Genomic DNA, 24,413 nt, shown 5'->3' with positions numbered 1-24,413 from the left:
CCTTTTTTTAGTCCTATTCTCCCGTTGTGATCTTCCCGATTTTATACTTAGCTTTAAACAATGTCGTCAGATTATTTGTTTGTCCTGTAATAAAATTGATTTCAATGACTATTCCGCAATTATTTAAAAAAATTGTTCCTTTTGCCAAACCCTACCGTAGACTGATTATTTATACCTTGCTATTGACCGTAGTCGGTTCCTTTGCCGCGCAGATCAATGCTTTTATCTTACGCTATACTGTAGACCAAATTAATGTGCTGATGGTTGCCAAAGAACCGTTGTCCAAAGGCATGTATCTCGTTGGTATGATCAGTATGGTCTTATTGGCGAAGGAAATTATTTATGCATTGGTTCAGTTTGGGCAGAAGTTTTATGGCGAAAAACTCCGGATCTATATTGCCCGTGACTTCTCCCAGTCAATTGTTAACCGTATTTTAACGTATAGGCTGGCCTTCTATACCTCAGCAGATAATGAAAGCGGAAAATTGGCTACCCGGATTGATGCAGGAATTAGTTCATTGACCCGGTTGGTACAGAATTTTTTTATTGATATTCTTCCATTGTTTGCAAACGCAATTATTGCGCTCATCTGCATGTTCTACGCAAATGTATACGTAGGTTTGGTCGGTGTAGCTGTGATTCCTTTGTATCTCTATATCGGTCAGGCTCAAGCGTCAAAATTAACAGGTTTTCGGCGACAGATGCGCAATTATCGGGAATCAAAAAATAACCGGATTATAAGTTTGATCGATTCGATTTTGGTTATTAAATCTTTTGTCCGTGAGCCGGAAGAGGCTAAGCGCCATGAGAAGATCCAATATGAAATGACCGAAAATCAAATGGCAACCCGTAAAACAAGTTTCCTTTACGACAGCATTAAAAATTTTGTTGAACAGATAGCTGTCGTCATGATCATCGTATTGACGGCCTATCTTGTGCTTTCTGGTCAGATTACTATTGGCGCCATTATGTTTCATATCATGTTGTTCAATAACGTCTCGGCGCCTATACGCCAGCTGCACCGTATATATGATGAAGTAAACGATGCTTTGATTTATTCAGAATCCTTTTTTGAGATTTTAGAATCCGATGAGCAGATTGAATCCAAAGGTAATTATAAGCCTGCTCACATACACGGCGATCTGGAATTGAGGCATGTATCTTTTGAATATCCCAATGGTACAGTTGCCCTGAAGAATGTGAGCTTTGCTATTAAACCGAATGAAATAACAGCTTTGGTTGGTTTGAGTGGTGCTGGAAAGAGCACGATTATCAATCTACTGGACAAGTTTTACGAACCTAGTCATGGGCAGATCTTTTTGGATGGCGTAGATCTGGCCAGTTACGATACGGCTTTTCTCCGTCAGCATATCGGAATGGTACTGCAGCGTAACCATATTTTTAAAGGAACTATTTTTGAGAATATCGAATATGGTAAAATGGGCAGCTCGCGGGAAGAGGTTATCGAGGCAGCAAAAAAAGCTTACATTCACGAACAGATCATGGAGCTTCCTAAAGGGTACGATGCCGATGCGCAGTCGTTGTCTGGCGGGCAGCAGCAGCGGATTGCCATCGCCCGTTTGTTTTTGAAAAATCCTCCCATTATCTTTCTCGATGAACCTACAGCTAATCTGGATGCCATTGCGACCGAACAGATCAAAAATAGCTTAGATGCGATCAAAAAAGATCGTACAGTTATCATCGTTTCTCATAGCATATCTCAGATCATTGATTCCAATGCGATTGTGGTCATGGAAAAAGGCCGTGTTGTAGAGAAAGGTCAGCACGAAGATCTTTATGCAAATAAAGGTACCTACTACGATATTTTTTCTGCCATGGCCAACAGTTTGAATTTAAATAAAATAAGCAGGACATTGCAATCCGATGAACGATGAATAAAGCGGTTAGCTTGATCGGCTATGCAGTATCATCCCGATGACCACCATGAGAATACCGAGACAAGAATACATTGTTGGGAGCGCGGCATGCAGAATAAGGATTTCACCGATTAACGTAAAAATAACCTCCATGGCCTGTGTTGCTTCGACTGCGGCAAGGGCCTTATGATCATGATGGACCAGGTCGGTAGCTGTGAAAAACAGCAGTGTTGCTATCACCCCCGAACATAAAGCAACCAGGAATGTCTGGAAGAGCTGACTATCTGTAGGCAGTCCATTTTCTGCATATCCAAACAGACTAAGCACAATCCAAAATGGCATGCTGCATAATGTCATTCCCAGGGTACGCTGAAAAGCATCCAGTTTATTGCCAGAAATTTTCATCATTTTACGGTTGCCTAAGGGATAGGCAATTGCGCCGATTAATACGGGGATGGTTCCTAATAACATGGCCTTCAGGGAAGTCGATCGAGCTTCGGAGATCTGCATGAGCAGGATCCCGCAAAAAATAATAATGGAAAAGAGGAGAGAGGCTTTGGATAAGCCTTTTCGATGTCCTTTTTTTTCGAGCAGGGGCCCAATAAACATCCCGGCAATAATGGTGAATTCGAAGGTGCTCGCAACCAGCCAGGATGGGCCATAATTTGCGCCATACGTAAGCGTCGCATAGAATACTCCGAATCCGATGGTACTCCACAATAGCCATTGAAGCAGATTGGATTTAATTTCTTTGAGTAAACCGACGAGATTTCCTCGAATAGCAACAATAAGGATCAAGATTGGAAGCATCCAGATAAAACGTAAAGAGGCTGTCCATTGCCAGCTTCCACCCGATACAGCCATGATGCGATTGAGAACAAAAGTGCTGGCAAAAAATAAAGCGGCTAAAGTTCCGAGGAGGAGTGCATTATTTTTATTGTTTTTTATTGTAAATTGGACTGGCATACATAAGATGAATAGGATGTAAACTTAACTTTGTGAAAGTAAGCAAATGCCCGTTCAATTGAAAATGAAACAAAAACTAATTGATTTTTATCACGATTTTCTCATTTAAAATTCCTTATTTTGCCTAATCAATAAAACAAGTAGTAAGAAAATTAATCAAGATGATTATACAACCAAGAACTAGAGGTTTTATTTGTTTAACCTCGCATCCACAAGGGGCTGCGCAAAACATTAAAAATCAAATTGAATACGTGAAATCCAAAGGTGAGATCGCGAATGGTCCGAAGAAAGTATTGGTGATCGGTGCTTCTACAGGATTTGGTATTGCATCTCGGATTTCTGCAGCATTTGGTTCTGGAGCTGCTACAATCGGTGTATTTTTTGAAAAACCTGCAGCAGAAGGCAAGCCAGGAACTGCTGGATGGTACAACTCCGCAGCTTTTGAAAAAGAAGCCCATGAAGCGGGATTATATGCCAAAAGTATTAATGGTGATGCGTTTTCCGACGAAGTGAAAAAACAAACCATTGAGCTTATTAAAAAAGATTTGGGACAGGTTGATTTAGTGGTTTATAGTTTGGCCTCACCGCGTCGTACGCATCCAAAGACTGGCGTGGCACACGCTTCTGTTTTGAAACCAATACACGAACCGTTTACCAATAAAACTGTAGATTTTCATACCGGTGTAATTTCAGATATTACCATTCAGCCGGTAGAAAATGAAGAGGATATTGCAAATACGGTAGCTGTAATGGGTGGAGAGGATTGGAAATTTTGGATCGAAGATCTGAAAGCTGCTGGTGTATTGGCCGATGGCGCTAAAACAGTTGCTTATTCTTATATAGGCCCTGAGCTTACTTATCCGATTTATCGTAATGGTACTATTGGTCGTGCTAAAGATGATTTAGAAGGAACGGTGCCTGCGATAAACGCTATTTTGAGCGATATTCATGGTGTATCTTATGTATCTGTTAATAAAGCCTTGGTTACACAATCGAGTTCTGCTATTCCTGTGGTTCCTTTATACATTTCTCTATTGTATAAAGTAATGAAAGAGAAAGGAATTCATGAAGGTACAATCGAACAAATGCAACGTTTGTTTGCTGAGCGTCTCTATACAGCCGACGGAAAGGTATTGCTTGACGATAAAGGTCGTATCCGTGTGGACGATTTAGAAATGCGTGAAGATGTTCAAGCTGAAGTTGCAGCGTTGTGGGAAAAAGCGACAACCGAAAACTTAGCTGAAATTTCAGATATTGAAGGTTACCGTAATGAGTTTTTCAATTTATTCGGTTTCAATTTTGATGGCATCGACTACAATGCGGATACCAATGAAGTTGTTGGTGTACCTAGTATTGAAGGCTAACATAAAGGAGTTAACTACAACAAAGAGCGGCAGTGTATACACTGCCGCTCTTTGTTGTATTAAACGATTTGACAAGTCCCTATTTCTATTGCAGTGGACTATTTTGCCAGCGCTTTCCGTTTATTATAAAGAATATTTCCAACGACAGCAAAACCGATAGAAACCATTATGGTGCTAAAAGGGTATATAGCTGTCATACCCATGTTATTGGCAACAAATCCGATTAAAGGTCCTGTGATACCTAGGGATATGTCGATAAATAAACCATATGCTGCTAAAGCAGCACCCTGTTGATTTTGATCAACCCTTTTGATTGCTTCCACACCGAGTGCCGGAAATACCAGAGAGAAGCCAAGGCCTGTTAAAGCGGCCCCCAAGAGTGTCCATAGGGGATGGATAGCAGTCGCGATAACCATCAGGCCCAGTGTTTCAACGAAGAGACTTACCAAGGCAACTTTCAGTCCCCCATATTGGTCAATGACCTTATTGAATACTAAGCGTGTCAAAATAAAGAAGATCCCAAATACGGTTAAACAAGCCGCGCCATTCTGCCAGTTGAAGTGCTCATAATAAAGGGTCATAAAAGTGGAAATGCTTCCAAATCCAAGCCCACCTAAAGCGAGGCAGATTCCAAAAGGAGCTACTAAAAGCAGCACACGTTTAAAACTTACTGTTTCAGTTTTTTCACGACTTACCCGATAAGGTGTTTTTGAGCGGCAGTATAGGTAGCCGAGTATGCCGACAGCAATTGTCAGAAAAGCTAAGGTTTCATAGCTGACATGGTCTACCATCAATACACCTAATGGAGCTCCGATAGCTAATGCTCCATAACTGGCTATCCCATTGAAAGAGATTGCCTTGGCCGCGTGTTCATCCCCCAGCTCCATCAATGCCCAGTTTATAGGACTGGCACCGACGAGGCCTTCGCCGATTCCGGTCAGTAATCGGGTAATCAGCAGGAGGCCCAAACTTATAAAGGGCAGAGACTTGAATAAAAATACGAGGAGGAGAAGCAGGCCCGATAATGCAAAAAATAACATGCTGCGTAAAACAGAGACCTTGGGCCCCTTGGTGTCAACAATTTTTCCGGCATAACCGCGGAGCATAAATGTCGCAATATATTGAACGCTGATGACCAGGCCAGCAATGATGGTGTTAAATCCTAAGGTCTGGTGGATAAAAATGGGGAGGGTTGCAAGCGATAGGCCGATCGTGAAATAACCAAGGAAAGTTAAAGATACATAGCCTAAAATCTTTTGATTGACCTCCCGAAGAGAAACTGTCATTTTAAAAAATTTTAGGCAAAATTACGTCTTTAGGCTTGTTTTTTGAAATAAAATCAATAGACTACTGTCTCTTTAATATCACAATTATTTTTTAACCACTCCTGATCAAATTGTTTTGGTGAAATCTTTTTGCCTTGATAGATGTAATAAATCTTTTCGGTTTCTCCCTTTACCGGAGGGCCGGGTATTTTGTTGACAATTTTCTCTTCGGGACAGTCTTGTATCAGGGCCTGATCCTTCAGTTGGTTGGTTTTACAGGAAACAAATGCCGTTACAGCAATGAAAAGGTATATTACTTTGTTCATGAGTTTAGTTTTAATAAAATAGCTAACGTAGCGGCAGGAGGGATCGCGACATTAATTTATACTTAGGGCACAACTTTTTTATCCAAAAATTGTTTTATGAATGGTGGCAGGGGAACTTTGTCACAAAAGCTGAATGGATAAAAATTAAAATTGATAACAGATAATAAAATCATGAGAAGAAAAGCAACTGCCCAATGGAATGGCAATCTTAAAGAGGGGAAAGGTAGCCTGACTACCGATAGTACAGCGTTGGATCATACGCAATATTCATTTTCGACCCGCTTTGAAAACGGTGTCGGAACAAATCCAGAAGAATTACTGGCGGCAGCACATGCTGGCTGTTTTACCATGCAGCTGAGCGCCTTCCTGTCTGAGGCAGGCTTTGTTCCCGATGAGTTGACGACCGTATCAACAATCGTTTTTGAAAATGGTTCAATAGTTCGATCTGAACTTGAACTAAAAGCTAGTGTCCCTACAATCAGTGAATCTGAATTCCAGACAATAGCGAATAAGGCAAAAGAAAATTGTCCCGTTAGCAAGGCATTTAGCTTCGAAAAAACGCTGCAAGCTACTTTGCTGTAATATTAAAGCCTCTTTAAAGAACAAAAAAACCGATTTTTTTTATTAAAAGGATAAAAAGCTGTTATTTTGAGGATGAAATAAATAATTGGCATTTTAGCAATTTAATCAATTTGGTTTTGGTTCAGAAAAAGAAAAATAAAGCAAATTCAGGCGCACTTCTGGAAAGGAATCGCGAAGCAGGAAGAATATTTTTGGAGGAAAATGCGCACAAGGAGGGCGTGGTGGTTTGTGCATCAGGTTTGCAGTATAAGGTATTAACGCCGGGAGCTGGTAAGATTCCAAAAAAATCTTCCAAGGTAATCTGCCATTATAAAGGCGAGCTTTTGGATGGAACGGTGTTCGACAGTTCCTACAAACGCAAACGTCCCGAAACTTTTTATATTAATGAACTCATTATCGGTTGGCAAGAGGCTATTTCGAAAATGCCTGTTGGATCAATTTGGGAAGTATGTCTGCCGCCGAATTTAGCGTATGGAAAAGAAGAGTTGCTTCCCAGAAAAGGTGGCGAATGCACATTGATCTTTCAGATTGAGTTAATCGCAATTTTATCCTAGTTTAAAGGGGCAGCAAAAAGAAAAAGCCCGCATAACTTGTTATGCGGGCTTTTCGTTTCTTGAAGAAGTCGATTATTCTACTTCTTTGATTTTTGCATTGATTTCAGCGGTTTTAGCTTCATCTTGCATAAAGATATAGTAGTTCTTTAAGTTAGTTAAAGCGTCTACATTTTTTGGCTGTAAAGAAACCGCTTTCTCTAGGTAAGGAAGTACTGGTTTCAATTCTGCTTTAATTTTATTTAATTCTGCGTCATATTGAGCTTGCGTCAATTTTCTGTTGTTATTGACAACATTTAATTTTTCACGCGTTTTGTTCATCAAAGTGATCGCCAAGTTGGTATTTGCTTCGAAAAAGTTAGGATCGATTTCCAATGCTTTTTTATAAGCTGCAACAGCTGCGTCTTCATTTTTTGCAGATGATTGTGCAATACCTAAATAATAATTTAAGCTCTTATTATTTGGATCTTTTGCTAATTGCGCAGTAATGGCATCAATTGTTTCTTTTTCATGACCTGTAATCAAATTCAATTCAATGTTTTGAGTCATTGCTGCATTATCATCCGGATATGCTTCAGCTGCTTTTTTTGCATATTCAAGCGCTGATGTGGTATCTTGCATAGAAAGGTACAATTTTGGCAGATCGACCATAATTGTTTTATGCGAAGAGAAATCTTTTCTTGGGATTAGTTCCTTGTAACGCTCGATCGCATTTTTATAATCTTTGTTAGACAATGCTGCAACACCGCTATAATAAGTAACCAATGTATCACCAGGAAGATATGTCAATGCTTTTGTAAAAGAACTGTATGAATCGGCATATTTTTGAGCTTGATATTCTTCAGCACCTAAATTGAAGTTATATTGTCCCAAGATTTGTTCTGCTACAGTAATATTCGCTTTATTAGCACCATCTGTATCCAGCTGTTTTGCTTTAGCAATTCCATCTTCAGCTAATTTTGCTAATTCGGATGATTTATCTATCGTTGATAGGTTTGCATTTACTAAGGCATATACGGTCCATGCTTCAGCGTTATCTTTTGTTTTGTCATTGATAACAGCAGCATCAATAGCTTCTTTTGCTGATTTCAGATTTGGGATACCCAATTGAACTGTGCCAGCATCTTTCAATTCTTGAAATTTAGCCAGGCCAGTTTTTGCTTTTTTGATATTACCGGTTTGCGCAAAAGAAACTGAGGTAGATACAGTACCTATTGCTGCTAATAATAATAGAGATTTTAAATTCATATCTATTTAACTGTTAATTGATTCAATAATAAATTCACTCTGTCTAATTGTGATGCATCATCAATAAGCGTATAATATTTTGCTAAAGCTTTAAGTGCATTGACATCGTAGGGTTTTATTTCATTCGCTTTCAACAGATATTCGATCGTTAATTCTTGTATATCTTGATTGGAAGGCTCCTTCAATAAAGTCTCCAGATTGATTAAACCTAATGCCAGATTAGATTCATAATTATTTGGATCTAGACGCAATACATTGTTATAGTACTCTTTCGCTTTTTTGACGTCATTCGCATTTTCATAGGAATAACCTGCAATATAATTTAATTCGACATTTTCAGGCTCCAGGCGTATCGCATCGGCAATTACGTTTAAGATCGCATCATACGAATGATTTGCCGAATACACATCAATTAATCTGAAAAGTATCTGTTTATTTTCAGGAAATATAGCATGTCCTTTTTCAAGAACGTTTAAGACATCCTGTTTAGTACCTCCAAGTGTATAAATATGTGCTAATTCGAGAAAGTAATTTGGCTTAGGCTGTTCGCCTTTAATGAGCTCATCATAATATTTGATTGAGTTCATATAATCTTTATTCTTACCGGCGAGTACAGCCAGATTATATTTTAGATCATTATTTTTAAAACCCAGTGAGTCTATGCGGAGATAGGATTTATAGGCTTTGTCAAATTTACCATCCTTTAAAGCCAATCCGCCTTGATAGGAGATGGCTCCAGCAAGGTTTTGACGAATATAGTCCATCTCCGCAGGAAAGTTTCGACGGGCTTTTTTTGCATCCAACAGCTTGAGCGACTTAATAGACACGTCAATAGGGTCCATTTTGTATTGCTGTTTTCTTGTTGAATCTGCAACTGCTAAGGAGCTATATACCAGGGCTCTTAAAAGATTGTTATTCACTGAAGCTGAATCCTTTTTAGATTGAAAAGCAGCATCGGCGAATTTTCGCGCATTTTCAAGATTTTTAAAATCGCCAGTTTTGGTATATAAAGCAAAACTGTTGCTACCCTCTTTCAAATTAGATTGGGCAGCAACAGTTAAACTACTTGCAGATATTAACAATGATATCAGTAAGTTTTTCATTAGACTATTTATTCTTCGTTTGATTCCGTGTTTTCTTCAGAAGTCGAATCATCGTTGTCTGTAGAGCCTTCGACAAGATCAGACTCCTCTTCAGATTCTTCTTCACGATCGACTTTTGTAATAGAAGCGATCTCGTCGTTATCTTTTAGATTAATGAGTCTTACACCTTGTGTTGCACGTCCCATTACTCTCAATTCTTCTACAGCAATACGGATAACAATACCAGACTTGTTAATGATCATTAAATCTTCGTTGTCTGTAACGCCTTTTATCGCAACGAGTTCGCCTGTCTTATCGGTGACATTGATTGTTTTCACACCCTTACCACCACGATTAGTTACGCGATAATCCTCGATATCTGTACGTTTTCCATATCCTTTTTCAGAAACGACCAACACGGTAGTTTCTGAATCATTCACACTAATCATGCCAATCACTTCGTCACTTTCAGTCCCTAAGGTGATACCACGTACCCCTGTTGCTGTTCTGCCCATTGGACGAACCGTAGATTCATTGAAACGAATTGCTCGACCAGAACGGAGAGCCATGACAATTTCACTGCTTCCAGTAGTCAAACAAGCCTCAATTAATTGATCGCCATCATTAATATTGATCGCATTGATACCGTTTGCTCTTGGACGGGAATAGGCCTCTAATGACGTTTTCTTAATCGTACCTTTTTTGGTACACATAATAATGAAGTTGTTTTCAAGATATTCTTGATCTTTCAAGTTCTTCACTAAGATGAAGGCCTTTATTTTTTCTTCTTTTGGAACATTGATGATGTTTTGAAGTGCCCGTCCGCGTGAGGTACGGCTTCCTTCAGGGATTTCAAATGCTCGTAACCAGAAGCAACGGCCAGCTTCCGTAAATAGCAGCATATAGTTGTGCGCTGAAGCTGTGATGATATGTTCCGTAAAATCTTCTTCACGTGTATTTGTACCAATTGATCCACGGCCACCGCGACCTTGACGTTTGTATTCAGATAACGGCGTACGTTTTACGTAGCTATTGTGGGAGATTGTGATCACGATTTCTTCATCATCAATAAAATCCTCCATACGCATATCTTCCGCAGAGTGGACGATTTGCGATCTACGTTCATCACCAAATTTTTCTTTGATCTCAATCAACTCATCCTTGATGATCTTCATACGAAGTTCTTCATCTGCCAATACAGATTTCAAATAGTCAATTGTTTTCATTAATTCAGCATACTCTTCTTTGATCTTATCACGTTCCAGTCCAGTTAAACGGCGCAAAGTCATATCGAGGATCGCACGGGCTTGAAGATCGGACAAACCAAATTGTTCCATTAAGCCAACACGTGCATCTTCTGGTGTATCCGAATTACGGATTAACTTGATCACTTCATCCAAATGGTCTAGTGCAATCAAATACCCCTCTAAAATATGGGCACGTTTTTCAGCCTCTGCGAGTTCGTAACGTGTACGTCTGACAATGACATCGTGTCTATGTTCTACAAACTCATGAATCATATCTTTCAGATTCATCAGAACAGGCCTTCCTTTAACTAGTGCAATGTTATTGACTGAAAAAGAGGTTTGTAGTGCAGTGTATTTAAATAGATTGTTTAGAACAACATTGGCATTGGCATCGCGTTTGATATCGTATACAACACGCATACCTGTACGATCCGATTCATCACGGATGGCAGAAATGCCCTCCAGTTTCTTTTCGTTGACCAACTCGGCTGTACGCTCGATCATATTGGCCTTATTCACCTGATAAGGAATCTCCGTAACGATAATCTGCTCTTTTCCAGACTTGGTTGTTTCGATTTCAGCCTTAGCACGCATCACGATACGGCCACGGCCTGTATTGCAGGCATCCTGTACCCCAGCATAACCATAGATCAATGCACCGGTAGGGAAGTCTGGACCTTTGATATGCTGCATGAGTTCAGCAACTTCGATATCACGGTTGTCAATAAAAGCGATTGTACCATCAATAACCTCAGAAAGGTTATGCGGAGCCATATTTGTCGCCATACCTACGGCAATACCGGATGCTCCGTTGACAAGGAGATTAGGAATACGGGTAGGTAATACCGTTGGTTCTTGCAGGGAATCGTCAAAGTTATTTTGGAAATCAACAGTATCTTTGTTGATGTCGGATAGCATTTCTTCAGCAATTTTCTTTAATCTTGCCTCTGTATAACGCATCGCCGCAGGAGGATCTCCATCAATGGAACCGTAGTTACCTTGACCATCTACCAACGGATAGCGTAAACTCCAATCTTGAGCCATACGGACCATGGTGTCATAAACGGATGAATCACCATGTGGGTGATATTTACCTAATACGTCACCAACGATACGGGCAGACTTCTTATACGGCTTGCCACTGGTAACCCCTAAGTCCAGCATACCATAAAGAACACGTCTGTGTACTGGTTTCATACCATCACGTGCATCAGGAAGCGCCCTTGATACAATGACAGACATGGAGTAGTCAATGTACGCAGACTTCATCTGATCCTCGATATTGATTGGGATAATCCGGTCGTTTGCCGGAACAAGATTGTTGTCGTTTTCTGTTTCTTCAGCCATATGAATTTGGTTTCAATAAAACTAGTAGACAAGCCCCTTAAATTGGCTTGTCACGCATGCGAAGTTACAAAAATTTAACCTCAAAAGCGAATGATTCAAGCCCTAATATACACAAAAAAGACAATCTTTTATGGATTGTCTTGGTACTTATGGAGTAGGGTATTTATTTCATTTTCTTAAAGCGCAAACGTATGGAGTTGCCGATCACAACGAGGTCTGAAAAGGCCATGCTTAGGGCTGCTAACATCGGTCCAAGAAATCCAGTGGCGGCAAGCGGTATAGCAACAATATTGTATGCAAAAGCCCAAAATAAATTTTGTTTGATAGTCAATAAGGTATGATTGCCAATCTTTAGCAGCTTTTCGATCGAGCGCAGATCGTTGTTTAACAAAACAACCTTTGCTGACTGGATAGCGATGTGCGTTGAGTCTCCAAGCGAAATACCTACATCCGCAGCGGTAAGTGCCGGAGCGTCGTTGATGCCATCACCCACCATTGCGGTAGGGCCATTCTTTTTGAGCTTGAACAAGATTTCTAGTTTTTCTTCTGGCGATTTGTCCCAATAGACATCTGCAATGCCAAGTTTTTGAGCGGTTCGCTCGCATTTACTCTGTCTGTCTCCACTTAAAAGAATAGGACGTATGCCTTTGTCTTTCAGGTATTGTATGAGTTCCCTTGCATAAGGTTTAATCTGATCTTCCAGCACAATGCCAGCAATGACAACGCCATTGATGGTTAAAGTAAGGTCATAACGGTTAGAGTAATCTTTTTCGCCAAGTTTGGCATTGCAAATGGAATAGCTGTTTCCGTTTGTATCTGTTGCAAATATTCCTTTCCCTCGTACTTCGTTGACTTCCTGGAAGATAATGCGGTAAGACTTGATTTCTTTGAGTTGTTTCCGGATTGATTTCGCAATCGGATGACTCGAATAGCTTTCAAGCTGCGCTATGATAGATTCTACCTGGGATTGTTCGATACCGAATGTCTGAATCGCCTTGATATTGAAATCTCCTGTGGTTAAGGTGCCTGTTTTGTCGAACACCATCTGCTTGAGGTCTGACATTTCCTCAATTGTGCTTCCGCCTTTGATCAATATCCCTTTTTTTGCTGCCCTTCCCAAACCAACCATAACAGCTGTTGGCGTCGCTAATCCCATCGCACATGGGCAAGATACAACAAGTGTTGCTATGGCATTCATTAACGATTGCTGCAAGGGTAATTGGGCAATAAAATATGTAATGAAAAAGGTGAAAAACGAGATCGTGACGACAATGGGAACAAAATAAGCAGCTACCTTATCGCCGAATTTCTGGATAGGTGGTTTTTTGCTCTGCGCATCCTTAATTAGCTGGATAATTTGATACAGTACACTTTTTGATCCAACTTTCGTAGCAACAATTCGGATGTTGCCTTCCGTCAGAAGGGTACCGCCGATGACGGAGCTATATTTTACTTTTTCTACAGGCACACTTTCTCCGGTTAACATCGATTCGTCCACCCAAGCCTGTCCTTCCAAAATATCGCCATCAGCAGGTATCTGATTTCCAGAATTTACCTTTAAAATGTCACCTGATTTAATTTCTCGAGCTAGTATTTCTACTTCTTGGTCGTCTTCAATTTTAATAGCAGGTAGATCTTGATATTTAACCAACTCTTTGATTGCTGATGTGGTTTTGGTGACAGCTCTTTTTTCCAGAACATTCCCCAAGAAGACCAGTGTAATAATTGTCGCACATGTTTCATAGAACTGATAATCATGTCCAAGATGATAGTAAGTTCCGATCAGGCTATAGATAAATGCGGCTGTAGATCCAATTAAGATGAGCACATCCATATTGGGCATTTTATTCCAGATGGAGCGAAACGCACTGACTCCAAAATAAGAAAAACCAATCAGGTAAACTGGGGCACATAGCGCAAGCTGGATATAGGGATCATGCAGGACGTATAAGTCCGTAAACATGTGGCTCCATAAGGGTATGGTAAAGATGAGGCAGCAAAGGAACTTAAATTCAATAGATTTCCAAAAGCTAGGCTTCTTATCCTTGTCCCCAATTACTTTATAACCCAAAGACTCGATACCTTTGACTAGCACAGGGATTTGTTCCGGGGGGATCTCCGAAAATTTCACCTCATCTGAGGCAAAATCGACGTAGATATCTTTGGCTCCGTTGTTTTCTAGGTATTGGTGAATTGAAATAGCACAATTTGCACAGTGCATTCCGCTTACGTTAAGTTCAGTTTGCACGTTCGAGTCCTTCATTTAATAGCATGTAATATCTTTAGACAAAGATAGGTATTTCCTGATAATGCTTTTTACGTAAAGTAAAATTGTTTAGTTTAGCAAGCCTGTTTGTAGCCATTTTATATTAAATATCACGAATAGCGAATAGGAGAACATTAAATTTGATTAGATAAAGAGCTTAAGCTTGTGTAAAATATGACAAAACCAATTTCAATTTCATTTATTGTACGGATAATACTATTGATTGCATTAACAGCATCCTTTGTTCAATTTGAAACCTTTTATCAGCAGCGCGAGATCATCCGAAATATGGCATACGGCTTAAACACTTTTCTTACAGCCAGTGTCTTGATCTCAATTGGTCATTTTATCCTTGTCAAATTATACAATAGCAGAAACGAGCAACAGGTTGTCCGCGGAAATTTTGTACTGGGCATTACCCGCGTAGCTACCGTAGGGAATGTCTTTTTCATTATTGTCAGTCTCATGATAGCTGTGGGCATTAATCCAAAGGATTTTATCACCAGCATGACAATAGTTGCTATGGCTATTGCCGTGATTTTTAGAGAATATATCACGAATATGATATCCGGTTTAATTATTATGTTTTCGGATCAGTTCTCCGTGGGAGATCGCATAAAAATAGGTGAATATCAGGGGAAAATTGTGGATATCACACTGGCCAATCTTGTGGTTCGGGATGAAGATGATGATGCCGTAATGATTCCAAACAACTTGGTGTTTACGGCGACCTTAGTGAATAAGACCTCGCAAAAGTCGAATAAAATTGTCGTGAAGTTTGAAATGCCTATTGATCACTCCGTTGCTGTGACAGAATTGGAGCAGTATTTAAGCCCATTACTCCAAAAAAATCCAAATTTAGATCACTCCCAGGGATTTACGGTTAAAGTTGCCGATGTTGCAAAAGATTATATCAAGTATAAAGTGGAGATAAGCACGATTTCTTCCAGTAACAAAATTCATCAGCAAGTGCAGAGTACGATATTAAATGAGGTTTTGCAGTTTACGCGAGCAAGGGGTTAAATCTTTCTTACTTTTACATTTTTAACAAAATGGTGGCTTCCTTTTTCAAGAATAAGATCGGCTCGATACCTCGTCGGCAAGATATTCTTGATTAAGTTGGGTTTATTGATCTCATTCCAGATATTTACAGCCATAGCCTGGCTTTCGTCAGCGGTCATATTTGCATATTTATGGAAAAAAGAAGCTGAATTCTGAAAAGCTGTTGCACGGAGTGACTCAAATCGATTGGTATACCATTCAATCAGGTTTTTTTCACTGGCATGTACATAAATGGAATAATCAAAAAAATCGGAGACGAATACACTGTGTCCTTTCCGTGGCCGCTGAGAATTCACCTGTAAGACATTAATCCCTTCTACGATTAGAATATCTGGCTGTTCGATCACTTGTTGCTGCTCGTCGGGTAATACGTCGTATACCAAGTGGCTGTATACCGGAACGGAGATTTTTGGAGCACCTGATTTTACGGCTGAAAGAAAATGGATCAATCTTTTGGCATCATAACTTTCAGGAAAGCCTTTTCGGTTTAGAATACCACGTTCGATAAGCTGTTGATTCGGGTAAAGAAAGCCATCTGTCGTCACCAAATCGACCTTCGGTTTGGATGGGAGCAGACTCAGTACACGTTGCAATACCCTGGCTGTGGTACTTTTTCCTACAGCAACCGAACCTGCAATCCCAATGATATAGGGCAGTTTGCTTTCTTCCTTTCCAAAGAAGCGGTTTGTCCGTTGATGAAGGCTTTGAAAACGATCGATATGAATTTCGAGTAAGTGACTTAGTGGGAAATAGACTTCTTCGATTTCCTGATTTGTCAATGGCTCGTTCAGGGCATGCAGATTTTCGAGATCTTCGACACTGAAGTTGTGCAATATTTTTCCATTTAGATTTTTCCAGTCTTCCCGTCTGATCGATCTAAAAGGCGAGTCTATTGCTATTTGTGGATCCAATTGCATCGTTTGCTTTATTTTTATTTCAAGTATCTGTATTCCTCTGGGACAAGCAAACCTTTACGCGTCGGTTATAACGATTATTAAAGGTCTTTTTTGCGCGGACAAATATAAATAGTGTTGTCCGTTATCCCAAGAAACATTACAAATGATTTGAAGTTATTACAATAGGATTTGATAATATCTTGTGCACAGGGCATTTCTCAGCAATTTTAAAGAGCCGCTGTTTTTGAATATCATCTAAATCCCCTTTAAAACTTAGGAAGCATTGGATATAGGTCGTTTGCTGCTGTTCACTTTGCTGCACCTCATGTGTCAAGCGTACCACCACTTCTTCCAGGGGCCAGTTTTTGCGGTCCGCATACATTTTTACTGTAATTGCTTTACAGCTGCCTAAAGAAGAAAGCAATAAGGGAGTAGGATTTATGCCTTCATCCTTGCCGCCTAGATCCTCCGGCTCATCAACAATTATTTGATGTTTACCGTATTGTACCGTCGTAGTATAAGGTGTTTTTCCTATTGAAACGATTACTTCATTGTCCATGGTCTGTTTAAATTATTCGGTAATATCTTCCAATAATCCTTCAATGATGAGGCTTCCCGTAGCCGGATTTGTCGCTAATGGTACATTGTAAAGATCACACACGCGCATAAGCATTTGGATGTCCGGTTCATGGGCATGTTTTCCCAGTGGGTCGCGAAAGAAAATAATACCATCTACTTTTCTTTCGGCCGCTAAAGCCGCGATCTGTGCATCTCCGCCCATTGGTCCACTCAATTTCAATTCGACGGGTAAACCTGTCTGTCTGACATAAGAGCCTGTTGTACCTGTGGCAATGATATTGGCGCGTTCCAATAATTCTTGGTGGTCTTTGACAAAGGCAACCATTTCAGGTTTTTTGCCGTCGTGGGCTATGAGTGCAATTGTTTTTTTCATCACGATATAATATTTGTAAATACCTTGGCACTGTTATAAACGCAGGCCTTTTCTGCAATATATGTATGTTATTTAAAGAATATGTAGGAGATAATAATTGCTGCAATAACACCTGCCAATTCCGCTAATAATGCACAGGGCAATGCATGCCTAGTACGTTTGATACCCACTGCTCCAAAATACACTGCGAGGACATAAAAGGTAGTTTCTGTCGATCCCTGAATTACACAGGCAACGCGTGCCGCGAAGTCCATCGGACCTTTTGCATTCATCAGATCAACCATTAATCCACGCGCACCCGAACCGCTAAGTGGTTTCATAAAAGCTACAGGCAAAGCGTCTACAAAGGAGGTGTCTAAACCGCAGAGTGCGATTCCCTTGGATATACCAGCGACCATATAATCCATTGTGCCGGAGGCTCTAAATACCGCAATACCGACCAGCATAGCGACGAGGTAAGGGATTATTTTTACAGAGACTTCGAAACCCTCTTTGGCGCCTTCGATAAAAGAGTCGTACACATTTACCTTACGTAAAAGAGCCAAACCTATGAATGAGGTGAATAAACTAAATAAAATAACGTTACCGAATACCTTGCTGAATATTTCAATTTCGGCCTGCTGCAATCCCGAGAAGTAAAAAAGCAGTCCACCAATAAATAATCCCATTGCACCTAGATATCCTAGAATTACACGGTTAAACAGATTGATTTTTTGATAGATGGAAACAAGGATTAAGGCAACCAATGTAGAAAAGAACGTCGCTATTAGAATTGGCAGAAATACGTCTGAGGGGTCTGGTGCACCAGCTTCCTTTCGATAGGCCATTATGGAAATAGGCAAGAGGGTTAAGCTGGAAGCATTGAGCACAATAAACATGATTTGTGCATTGGTCGCGGTTTCCTTATCTGGATTAAGCTCCTGGAGTTCTTTCATGGCTTTGAGTCCCAATGGGGTCGCGGCGTTATCCAGGCCCAGTGCATTAGCTGAGAAATTCATCAGAATAGAGCCGAGCGCGGGGTGGTTTTTGGGAATCTCTGGGAATAATTTATGGAAAAAAGGACCTACGATTTTTGCAAAAATATTGATCATACCACCTTTTTCACCAATTTTCATAATCCCAAGCGCAAAACTCATCATGCCGATCAGCCCTAAAGAGATTTCTGCCCCGGTTTTTGCGCTGTCAAAGATTGAATTTACAATTTGTTGGAAGATTTCTGTATCTCCGAAAAAGATTAGTTTTACAAGGGCTACGGCAAATGTGATTAAGAAAAATGCAACCCAAACGTAGTTTAATGCCATATAGATTTAAAATATGCGTAAAAGTAATCTTTTAGAACTTATCCATCAACTTGCTCCATGGATTTTTCTTCTTATTCTGATTCTTTTCCTTAATTAAATGTGCAACGATATAATCTAGTGTATCCTCATGCTCGCTGATCATTTTATCCGATAAGGAGATGAGCTTCTGTATATTATTGGGGGAAGCCGCATCGAGTGAAGCATTGATACTGGAAAGGTTAGCCGGTTCTATGCGTAGATAATTTTGCTGCTTGCCATTATTTTGAAACAGTTGCCGAATAAAGAACTCTGTACTTTCTGACGATGCACTCGTCATGATGTCGACCAAAGCCGGACCGATCTGAATGGCGAGTTTTTTCTTGAAATGTTCATAATTATAAGCCGTTTTTGACATACCGGTACCCAAAGACACCATAAACATATCGTTTATCTGTGTGCTGTTAAATGCCTTTAATACTTCAAGTAAACCGCATATCGAAGGGTTCTGTGCGAATACACCGCCATCAATCAAAGGGTATCTCGTTTTTGAAAGTGAATAGATCTCAGCAACAGGAAAAAAAGTTGGTGCTGCCGAAGTTGCCTTGCAGACATCTTTGAGGTAGAAATCCCGCGCTTCGCCATGGGTAATTGCTTTTTGCTGTCTGAAAAAGTGATTTTTTCGTAATTCGATGTTGTAAGCAGTAATAATACAGGGCTTGATCAGGTGGCTCAGTCGTGCATTCTGGAAGTATTGGTCCAGCACATTCGACAAGGGGTTGGACGAATAGAGTTCACTGACCAGCCCAAATCCACTCAGAAAACGTCGCCATTTGGAGGCCGTGAAGATTTCAGTTCCATGATTGACAAATAAGTTTAACGCATCCCGGGCAGAAATTTGGGATGGGAGGGATTGCCTTCTTCTGGATATAAAAGAATACTTGTCAGAATTCCACCGCTACTTGTGCCCGCAATAAAGTCAAAATAGGAGGCAATTCGTGCATTGGGATCCATGGTCTGCTTTTGTAATTTCTCTTCCAAAGCCACAAGAACCATGGCCGGAATGATACCGCGGATACCACCACCGTCAAGCGCAAGAATATTCTTCATATGCTGAAAGCTGATTTAGTTTGTAATATGTAAATATAATAAATGTCTACAATTGGCAGGAGTCATATATTGGTGACAATTGGATAGAGCTATGATTTGCAATTCGACAGCTAGCTGCAAATACGTTTAAACAAAAAAAGCTGTCTCAGATTTTACTGAGACAGCTTTTTTTATCTAGTGTCGATGCCGATTTAATTGAACCAAGCCAATACTTCGTCTTTGGTTGGCATGTTGATATCTAACTTCAATTTTTTACGCATACCACCAAGGTCATTAAAAACCTTGTTCGGATTTGCTTCTTTTAAAGTTTCAATCGTTGTGAAGCCCATTTTTTGTAAGGCAGGAACCCATGCAGCTGGAATGCCTTGTTCTTCATAATCTTTTACTTCCGCTACTTTAGCGACTTTTTCAGGTCTCATTTGCGGGAAGAAAAGAACTTCCTGAATCGAGGCAGTATCTGTCAGGAACATGATTAAACGATCCATTCCGATACCAAGGCCCGACGTTGGTGGCATACCATATTCCAATGCGCGTAGGAAATCCTGATCGATAAACATCGCTTCGTCGTCACCCTTTTCAGAAAGGCGCAATTGATCTTCAAATCGTTCACGCTGATCAATAGGGTCATTCAGCTCAGAGTAAGCATTGGCAATCTCCTTACCGCAAACCATCAGTTCAAAGCGTTCCGTTAAATCCGGATTGTCTCTATGTTTCTTGGTTAAAGGAGACATTTCTTTGGGATAATCGGTGATGAATGTTGGCTGGATGTAATTTCCTTCACATTTTGCGCCGAAAATTTCATCAATCAGTTTGCCTTTACCCATGGTTTCGTTTACATCGATGCCCATTCCTTTCGCCGCAATGCGGATTTCTTCTTCAGATTTCCCAGTGATATCAAATCCAGTGAATTCCTTAATGGAATCTGTCATCGAAATTCGTTTAAATGGCGCTCTAAAATTAATTTTATGTTCACCGAAGGTAGCTTCAGTCGTACCGTTTACAGCAAGTGCACAATGTTCTAACAGACGTTCTGTAAACTCCATCATCCAGTTGTAGTCTTTATAAGCTACATAAATTTCCATTACGGTGAATTCTGGATTGTGGGTGCGGTCCATGCCTTCGTTGCGGAAGTTTTTAGAAAACTCGTATACACCATCAAATCCACCAACGATTAATCTTTTTAAATAAAGCTCATTGGCGATACGAAGATATAATGGAATATCCAACGCATTATGGTGTGTGATAAACGGACGTGCCGCAGCACCGCCTGGAATGGATTGTAGCACAGGTGTTTCGACTTCCATATAGCCGGCGTCATTAAAGAACTGACGCATCGCATTGAAAAGCTTCGTACGCTTGATAAATTTATCTTTGTTACTTGGATTTACGATCAAATCTACATAACGCATTCTATAGCGTTGCTCCGGATCCGTAAAGGCATCAAAAGTTTTACCTTCAGCAGATTTAACGACAGGTAGGGGGCGAAGTGATTTGGATAAAACGGTAAGTTCTTCTACGTGTACTGCAATAGCCTCGGTTTGGGTCGTGAAGACATAGCCTTTGATACCAACGATATCCCCAATATCCAAGAGCTTTTTGAAAACGACGTTGTAAAGATCCTTATTTTCATCAGGACAGACGTCATCGCGCTTAATATAGGCTTGAATACGTCCGGTAGAATCTTGAATTTCAAAAAAAGAAGCACTGCCCATCACGCGACGGCTCATGATCCGTCCAGCAAGAGTAATGTTCTTATAATTCAATTTATCTCTATCGTAATTTTCTAAAATATCAGCAGCATGTGCATTGACGACAAATTCGTTTGCTGGAAAAGGGTCAATTCCCATATCCAACAACGATTGCATCGCTTGTCTTCTAAGTTGTTCCTGTTCGGATAATACAGTACTCATTCGGTATGAATAATATTTAAAATGTGAAAATCACGCAAAAATAGCCATTTTTTTTCAATTCTTTTTATGGATTTTTTTCGAAATCACTGTAGCAAAAACACAATGTATTCCGTTAAAGGAGTAAAAATAGTTAAATAGTGATATTACAAGGGGACATTCGGCTATTTGATTTTAAGTTTTATAACTTTAATTTCGTTATCTCCGCGACAAAAAATGGTTCACAATGCAAGCGGAGCGTTCGATAGGTTGTTTTCGTAGCTGCTGCAATTTATTGCATATAAAAAGCAATTTGTCTAAGTTTGAAACTTGATAATTAAATAGTTTAAGTGGGTATAATTCAGTCATATTTTTATAACAGAAAGCTATCATCTTTACATGATGCCTTAGAACTTTGCTTGCGTGATCGTGAGGATGGTAAGGCCTTTGTTTATAAGAAGTATTATGGTTACCTCATGGCTATTATCATACGTTATGTAAAACAGGATGTGGATGCGGAAGAGCTGGTGAATGAGAGCTTTGTTCGGGTATTTCGCAAATTGGATTCGTTTAACAAAGATATTGACGATGAAAATCTAGAAAAATCTTTTAGATCCTGGATAGGGCGTATTGCAGCAAATATTTCCATAGATTTTTTACGAAGTAAGAAGCAGTTTTATTCGCTTGAAGATCTAGGAGAAGGGGATACGCATACACCTGCTGTTCAGTTGGACAGTCATCTTGAAGTCAATGAAATTATGCGTTTGCTGGACCTGCTTCCTGAGATTCAAAAAACTATTTTTAATCTTTATGAAATCGAGGGGTATTCGCATGACGAAATAGCCGAGATGCTTAATATACCGGATAGCACTTCGCGTACTTATCTGACAAGAGCGAAACATAAGCTTAGAAAGTTATACTTGGACTATACAGGTATTGTTCAAGAAATAAGATAAATATTGTTGTTACGATGAAAGACAATAAGAAAAAGGAATTGATAGAAGAGATCATTGGACAATTAAAAAACCATGAACTACCTTATAAAGAAGGTTCCTGGGAGAAGTTTGCTTCAAATTATGGGGTAGCGTCCCGTGGTTCTTCCAATTGGAAGTATTGGAGTGCTGCGGCGGCTGTATTATTATGTTTTGGTGCAGGATATTGGGGTTTAAAAAATAATGTACAGACTGATTCACCTTCAGTGGTCAAGGAACATCGTCATGAAAGTGCAGAGGTCTTAGGAAATAATAAAGACTTAAAAGAATCTATTCAGCGTTCGTTATCAGCGATTACACAGGATAATGGCGCCGCTTCAGAGATACTATCCCTGAAAAAGCCCTTTACCTATTCAACCGTGGAGACTTCTTCCAGTGAGGCGATGGACAAGCATCAACTCGCATTAAATTCTGGACAATTGATGCAAGGACATGATGTAAGTGTTTCGAATGATGTTGGACAGTTAAGGTCGATGCAATTGAAAAATACCAACTTTTCTGCACATATTAGCTTAAATGAAAACGAAACGGAGGAAGCAGCGGTTGCTCCTGCAAGCCGTATTGCTGGAGCTCAATCCAATCCATTCAATATTTCTTCCAGCACGCAGACCCAACGCGAAGCGGCGAAGCTTTCACAGCTATATGCAGCGCAGCAGGGAAACGTTAAAAATAGTGTTGTCATCAATAAGACAAGCCAAGAGAAGAAATGGGAGATGGGGGCTTTTGTATCTCCTGCTTCGACATCGGAGAGTATCACATTAGGTGGGGGTGTGGCGCTTGCCTATAATCTTTCGAGCAAAGTCAGTCTTCGTTCGGGTGCCTCAATTCAACATTATGGCGCTGTTTCAGGAAGTACGCCTATCACTCCGGCGATGGGATCGAATTCCTTTAGTGCAGATGCTCCAAATTATATTTCACAATCAAGTGTCAGCAATTCATTTGTGATGCGGACGGCGGACGCAAAAGATGCGAAGAGCAACGAAAGAGTCTCGGGTAAAATCTTAACGGTAGATATTCCAGTAGATGTGAGATATGCGATCAGTAGGAATTTCTATACCTCCGTTGGTGTATCTTATGTTGGTGTCTTGGATCAGGAACGTGCAACGATTTATGAAACAAACAATACGGAGTATAAACAGAAGTCTACGGATAAAAATGTTGATGATAAGGGGGTAAACGGTTTTATTAATTTTTCAGTTGGACGGAAACAGAAAGTTGGGAAATTGTCCATTTCTGTAGAACCTTATTACAAAGCTCCAATCGGCGGATTAAAATCATCCGATTTAAATTATAGCAATGGCGGGGTGAAAATAATTACCAGTTTTTAAATCAGGTAAATATTTACCGCAAAAAAAGCCGCAATTGATGTTAGCATGCATTGCGGCTTTTTTTATGAAAGTGTCTGATCGTATTGGTCCGAGAGAGCCTTCAGTTTGCTATTATAGTTCATCTATACGAACCCAGCCCATTCCAGCTGCTTTTGCACCCTCTACTCCTGGGATACCATCTTCATAGACCAAACATCTTTCTGGGGCAATATTCAATTGAGAGGCCGCCAAAAGGAAAGGCTGAGGTGAAGGTTTGCCCTCTGCAGTATCTCCTGCGCATACTAATGTTTCTAAATCATCCCATACCCCAATGGTGTTTAAGGTCATCGATAAGGTTGTGCGGGTACCTCCCGATACCGCTGCAATATGCTTTTTTCCTTTTTGATATTTTAGATGTTCAACAACGTAATCCACAGGTTTGGTCTTGAAAACATATTCATCTCGAAATATGGTGGATTTGAGTGTAGAGAATTCTTGGAAGTCAAAATCCACGCCATAACGTTTACTGATCTCCTCCGCGACAGCAACCGTTGGCCATCCAGCAGTTTCATCAATCAGATTGACATCCAGTTCCACACCATATTGTTTGGCAGCAGCTTTATAAGATTGTTTGTGGGCATCCATATTGTCCGCCAAAGTGCCATCGACGTCAAATAATAGCGCATCGTAGGATTCGGCAAGAAGATTTAAAAGTTCAAATTTGCGTTGTGATTCAGGTGACATATGTGTTTAATAGTGAGCTGTAAAATTAAAGAAATATAATTGGAAGAGCAAAAAGCAAGAAGCCTT

General features: G+C 40.1%; 22 protein-coding genes. 7 read left to right on the top strand and 15 right to left on the bottom strand.

Going from position 1 to position 24,413, the window contains the following annotated elements; all coding sequences use genetic code 11:
* Positions 1 to 104 precede the first annotated feature (104 nt).
* Positions 105 to 1,895, top strand: a complete 1,791-nt coding sequence (locus B3C94_RS17460) for an ABC transporter ATP-binding protein (RefSeq protein ID WP_293905994.1) — start codon at positions 105 to 107, stop codon at positions 1,893 to 1,895.
* Between the two features lie 9 nt (positions 1,896 to 1,904).
* Here the strand turns inward: B3C94_RS17460 and B3C94_RS17455 are convergent, their stop codons facing one another.
* Positions 1,905 to 2,843, bottom strand: a complete 939-nt coding sequence (locus B3C94_RS17455) for a multidrug resistance efflux transporter family protein (protein ID WP_293905992.1) — start codon at positions 2,841 to 2,843, stop codon at positions 1,905 to 1,907.
* A gap of 161 nt (positions 2,844 to 3,004) precedes the next feature.
* On the opposite strand from B3C94_RS17455, the gene fabV reads away from it, so the two are divergent.
* Positions 3,005 to 4,207 (top strand): enoyl-ACP reductase FabV, encoded by a 1,203-nt coding sequence (gene fabV / locus B3C94_RS17450; RefSeq protein WP_293905990.1) that lies wholly within the window; start codon positions 3,005 to 3,007, stop codon positions 4,205 to 4,207.
* Between the two features lie 98 nt (positions 4,208 to 4,305).
* Here fabV and B3C94_RS17445 read toward each other — a convergent pair whose 3' ends face one another.
* Positions 4,306 to 5,493, bottom strand: coding sequence for an MFS transporter (locus tag B3C94_RS17445; RefSeq protein WP_293905987.1), 1,188 nt, complete (start codon positions 5,491 to 5,493; stop codon positions 4,306 to 4,308).
* Positions 5,494 to 5,546: 53 nt separating this feature from the next.
* Positions 5,547 to 5,798 (bottom strand): hypothetical protein, encoded by a 252-nt coding sequence (locus B3C94_RS17440; RefSeq protein WP_293905985.1) that lies wholly within the window; start codon positions 5,796 to 5,798, stop codon positions 5,547 to 5,549.
* 171 nt (positions 5,799 to 5,969) lie between these two features.
* Here B3C94_RS17440 and B3C94_RS17435 point away from each other — a divergent pair, with 171 nt between their 5' ends.
* Positions 5,970 to 6,380, top strand: a complete 411-nt coding sequence (locus tag B3C94_RS17435) for an OsmC family protein (protein ID WP_293905983.1) — start codon at positions 5,970 to 5,972, stop codon at positions 6,378 to 6,380.
* A gap of 116 nt (positions 6,381 to 6,496) precedes the next feature.
* Complete coding sequence (locus B3C94_RS17430; RefSeq protein WP_293905981.1) at positions 6,497 to 6,934, top strand: FKBP-type peptidyl-prolyl cis-trans isomerase; 438 nt, start codon at positions 6,497 to 6,499, stop codon at positions 6,932 to 6,934.
* A gap of 72 nt (positions 6,935 to 7,006) precedes the next feature.
* Here B3C94_RS17430 and B3C94_RS17425 read toward each other — a convergent pair whose 3' ends face one another.
* The 4 genes from B3C94_RS17425 to B3C94_RS17410 form a co-directional block, all read right to left on the bottom strand.
* A complete protein-coding gene (locus B3C94_RS17425) occupies positions 7,007 to 8,179 on the bottom strand; it encodes a tetratricopeptide repeat protein (protein ID WP_293905979.1) in 1,173 nt (390 codons plus the stop codon).
* A gap of 2 nt (positions 8,180 to 8,181) precedes the next feature.
* Positions 8,182 to 9,282 (bottom strand): tetratricopeptide repeat protein, encoded by a 1,101-nt coding sequence (locus tag B3C94_RS17420; protein ID WP_293905977.1) that lies wholly within the window; start codon positions 9,280 to 9,282, stop codon positions 8,182 to 8,184.
* 8 nt (positions 9,283 to 9,290) lie between these two features.
* Positions 9,291 to 11,855: a DNA gyrase subunit A gene (gene gyrA, locus B3C94_RS17415; protein WP_293905975.1), complete on the bottom strand. Its 2,565-nt coding sequence runs from the start codon at positions 11,853 to 11,855 to the stop codon at positions 9,291 to 9,293.
* Positions 11,856 to 12,018: 163 nt separating this feature from the next.
* Positions 12,019 to 14,118, bottom strand: coding sequence for a heavy metal translocating P-type ATPase (locus tag B3C94_RS17410; protein WP_293905973.1), 2,100 nt, complete (start codon positions 14,116 to 14,118; stop codon positions 12,019 to 12,021).
* A 177-nt stretch (positions 14,119 to 14,295) separates the two neighbouring features.
* On the opposite strand from B3C94_RS17410, the gene B3C94_RS17405 reads away from it, so the two are divergent.
* Positions 14,296 to 15,144 (top strand): mechanosensitive ion channel family protein, encoded by an 849-nt coding sequence (locus tag B3C94_RS17405; protein WP_293905971.1) that lies wholly within the window; start codon positions 14,296 to 14,298, stop codon positions 15,142 to 15,144.
* Here the strand turns inward: B3C94_RS17405 and coaA are convergent.
* The 7 genes from coaA to lysS all read right to left on the bottom strand — a co-directional run bounded on the left by coaA (position 15,141) and on the right by lysS (position 21,328).
* A complete protein-coding gene (gene coaA / locus B3C94_RS17400) occupies positions 15,141 to 16,100 on the bottom strand; it encodes a type I pantothenate kinase (RefSeq protein ID WP_293905969.1) in 960 nt (319 codons plus the stop codon). The genes B3C94_RS17405 and coaA overlap by 4 nt on opposite strands.
* A 136-nt stretch (positions 16,101 to 16,236) precedes the next feature.
* Positions 16,237 to 16,638: an OsmC family protein gene (locus B3C94_RS17395; RefSeq protein WP_293905966.1), complete on the bottom strand. Its 402-nt coding sequence runs from the start codon at positions 16,636 to 16,638 to the stop codon at positions 16,237 to 16,239.
* 12 nt (positions 16,639 to 16,650) lie between these two features.
* Positions 16,651 to 17,031, bottom strand: coding sequence for a methylglyoxal synthase (locus B3C94_RS17390; RefSeq protein ID WP_293905964.1), 381 nt, complete (start codon positions 17,029 to 17,031; stop codon positions 16,651 to 16,653).
* A gap of 68 nt (positions 17,032 to 17,099) precedes the next feature.
* On the bottom strand, positions 17,100 to 18,332 hold the full coding sequence (locus tag B3C94_RS17385; protein WP_293905962.1) for a nucleoside recognition domain-containing protein: 1,233 nt from the start codon (positions 18,330 to 18,332) through the stop codon (positions 17,100 to 17,102).
* A gap of 31 nt (positions 18,333 to 18,363) precedes the next feature.
* Positions 18,364 to 19,113 (bottom strand): patatin-like phospholipase family protein, encoded by a 750-nt coding sequence (locus B3C94_RS17380; protein WP_349679144.1) that lies wholly within the window; start codon positions 19,111 to 19,113, stop codon positions 18,364 to 18,366.
* Positions 19,114 to 19,184: 71 nt separating this feature from the next.
* On the bottom strand, positions 19,185 to 19,418 hold the full coding sequence (locus B3C94_RS17375) for a patatin-like phospholipase family protein (RefSeq protein WP_293905958.1): 234 nt from the start codon (positions 19,416 to 19,418) through the stop codon (positions 19,185 to 19,187).
* A gap of 191 nt (positions 19,419 to 19,609) precedes the next feature.
* Positions 19,610 to 21,328 carry a lysine--tRNA ligase gene (gene lysS, locus B3C94_RS17370; protein WP_293905956.1) on the bottom strand — a complete coding sequence of 573 codons (1,719 nt, stop codon included), beginning with the start codon at positions 21,326 to 21,328 and terminating at the stop codon, positions 19,610 to 19,612.
* Between the two features lie 326 nt (positions 21,329 to 21,654).
* On the opposite strand from lysS, the gene B3C94_RS17365 reads away from it, so the two are divergent.
* Together B3C94_RS17365 and B3C94_RS17360 are read left to right on the top strand one after the other, a co-directional pair.
* Positions 21,655 to 22,260 (top strand): RNA polymerase sigma factor, encoded by a 606-nt coding sequence (locus tag B3C94_RS17365; RefSeq protein ID WP_293905953.1) that lies wholly within the window; start codon positions 21,655 to 21,657, stop codon positions 22,258 to 22,260.
* 14 nt (positions 22,261 to 22,274) lie between these two features.
* A complete protein-coding gene (locus B3C94_RS17360; RefSeq protein ID WP_293905951.1) occupies positions 22,275 to 23,624 on the top strand; it encodes a hypothetical protein in 1,350 nt (449 codons plus the stop codon).
* A gap of 111 nt (positions 23,625 to 23,735) precedes the next feature.
* Here B3C94_RS17360 and B3C94_RS17355 read toward each other — a convergent pair whose 3' ends face one another.
* Positions 23,736 to 24,347: an HAD family hydrolase gene (locus B3C94_RS17355; protein WP_293905948.1), complete on the bottom strand. Its 612-nt coding sequence runs from the start codon at positions 24,345 to 24,347 to the stop codon at positions 23,736 to 23,738.
* Positions 24,348 to 24,413: the final 66 nt, after the last annotated feature.

It is taken from the genome of Sphingobacterium sp. UBA5670, assembly GCF_002420705.1.
Lineage (GTDB): Bacteria > Bacteroidota > Bacteroidia > Sphingobacteriales > Sphingobacteriaceae > Sphingobacterium.
Note: the sequence above shows the minus strand (reverse complement) of the source record. Positions and strands in the feature narration are given on the sequence as shown.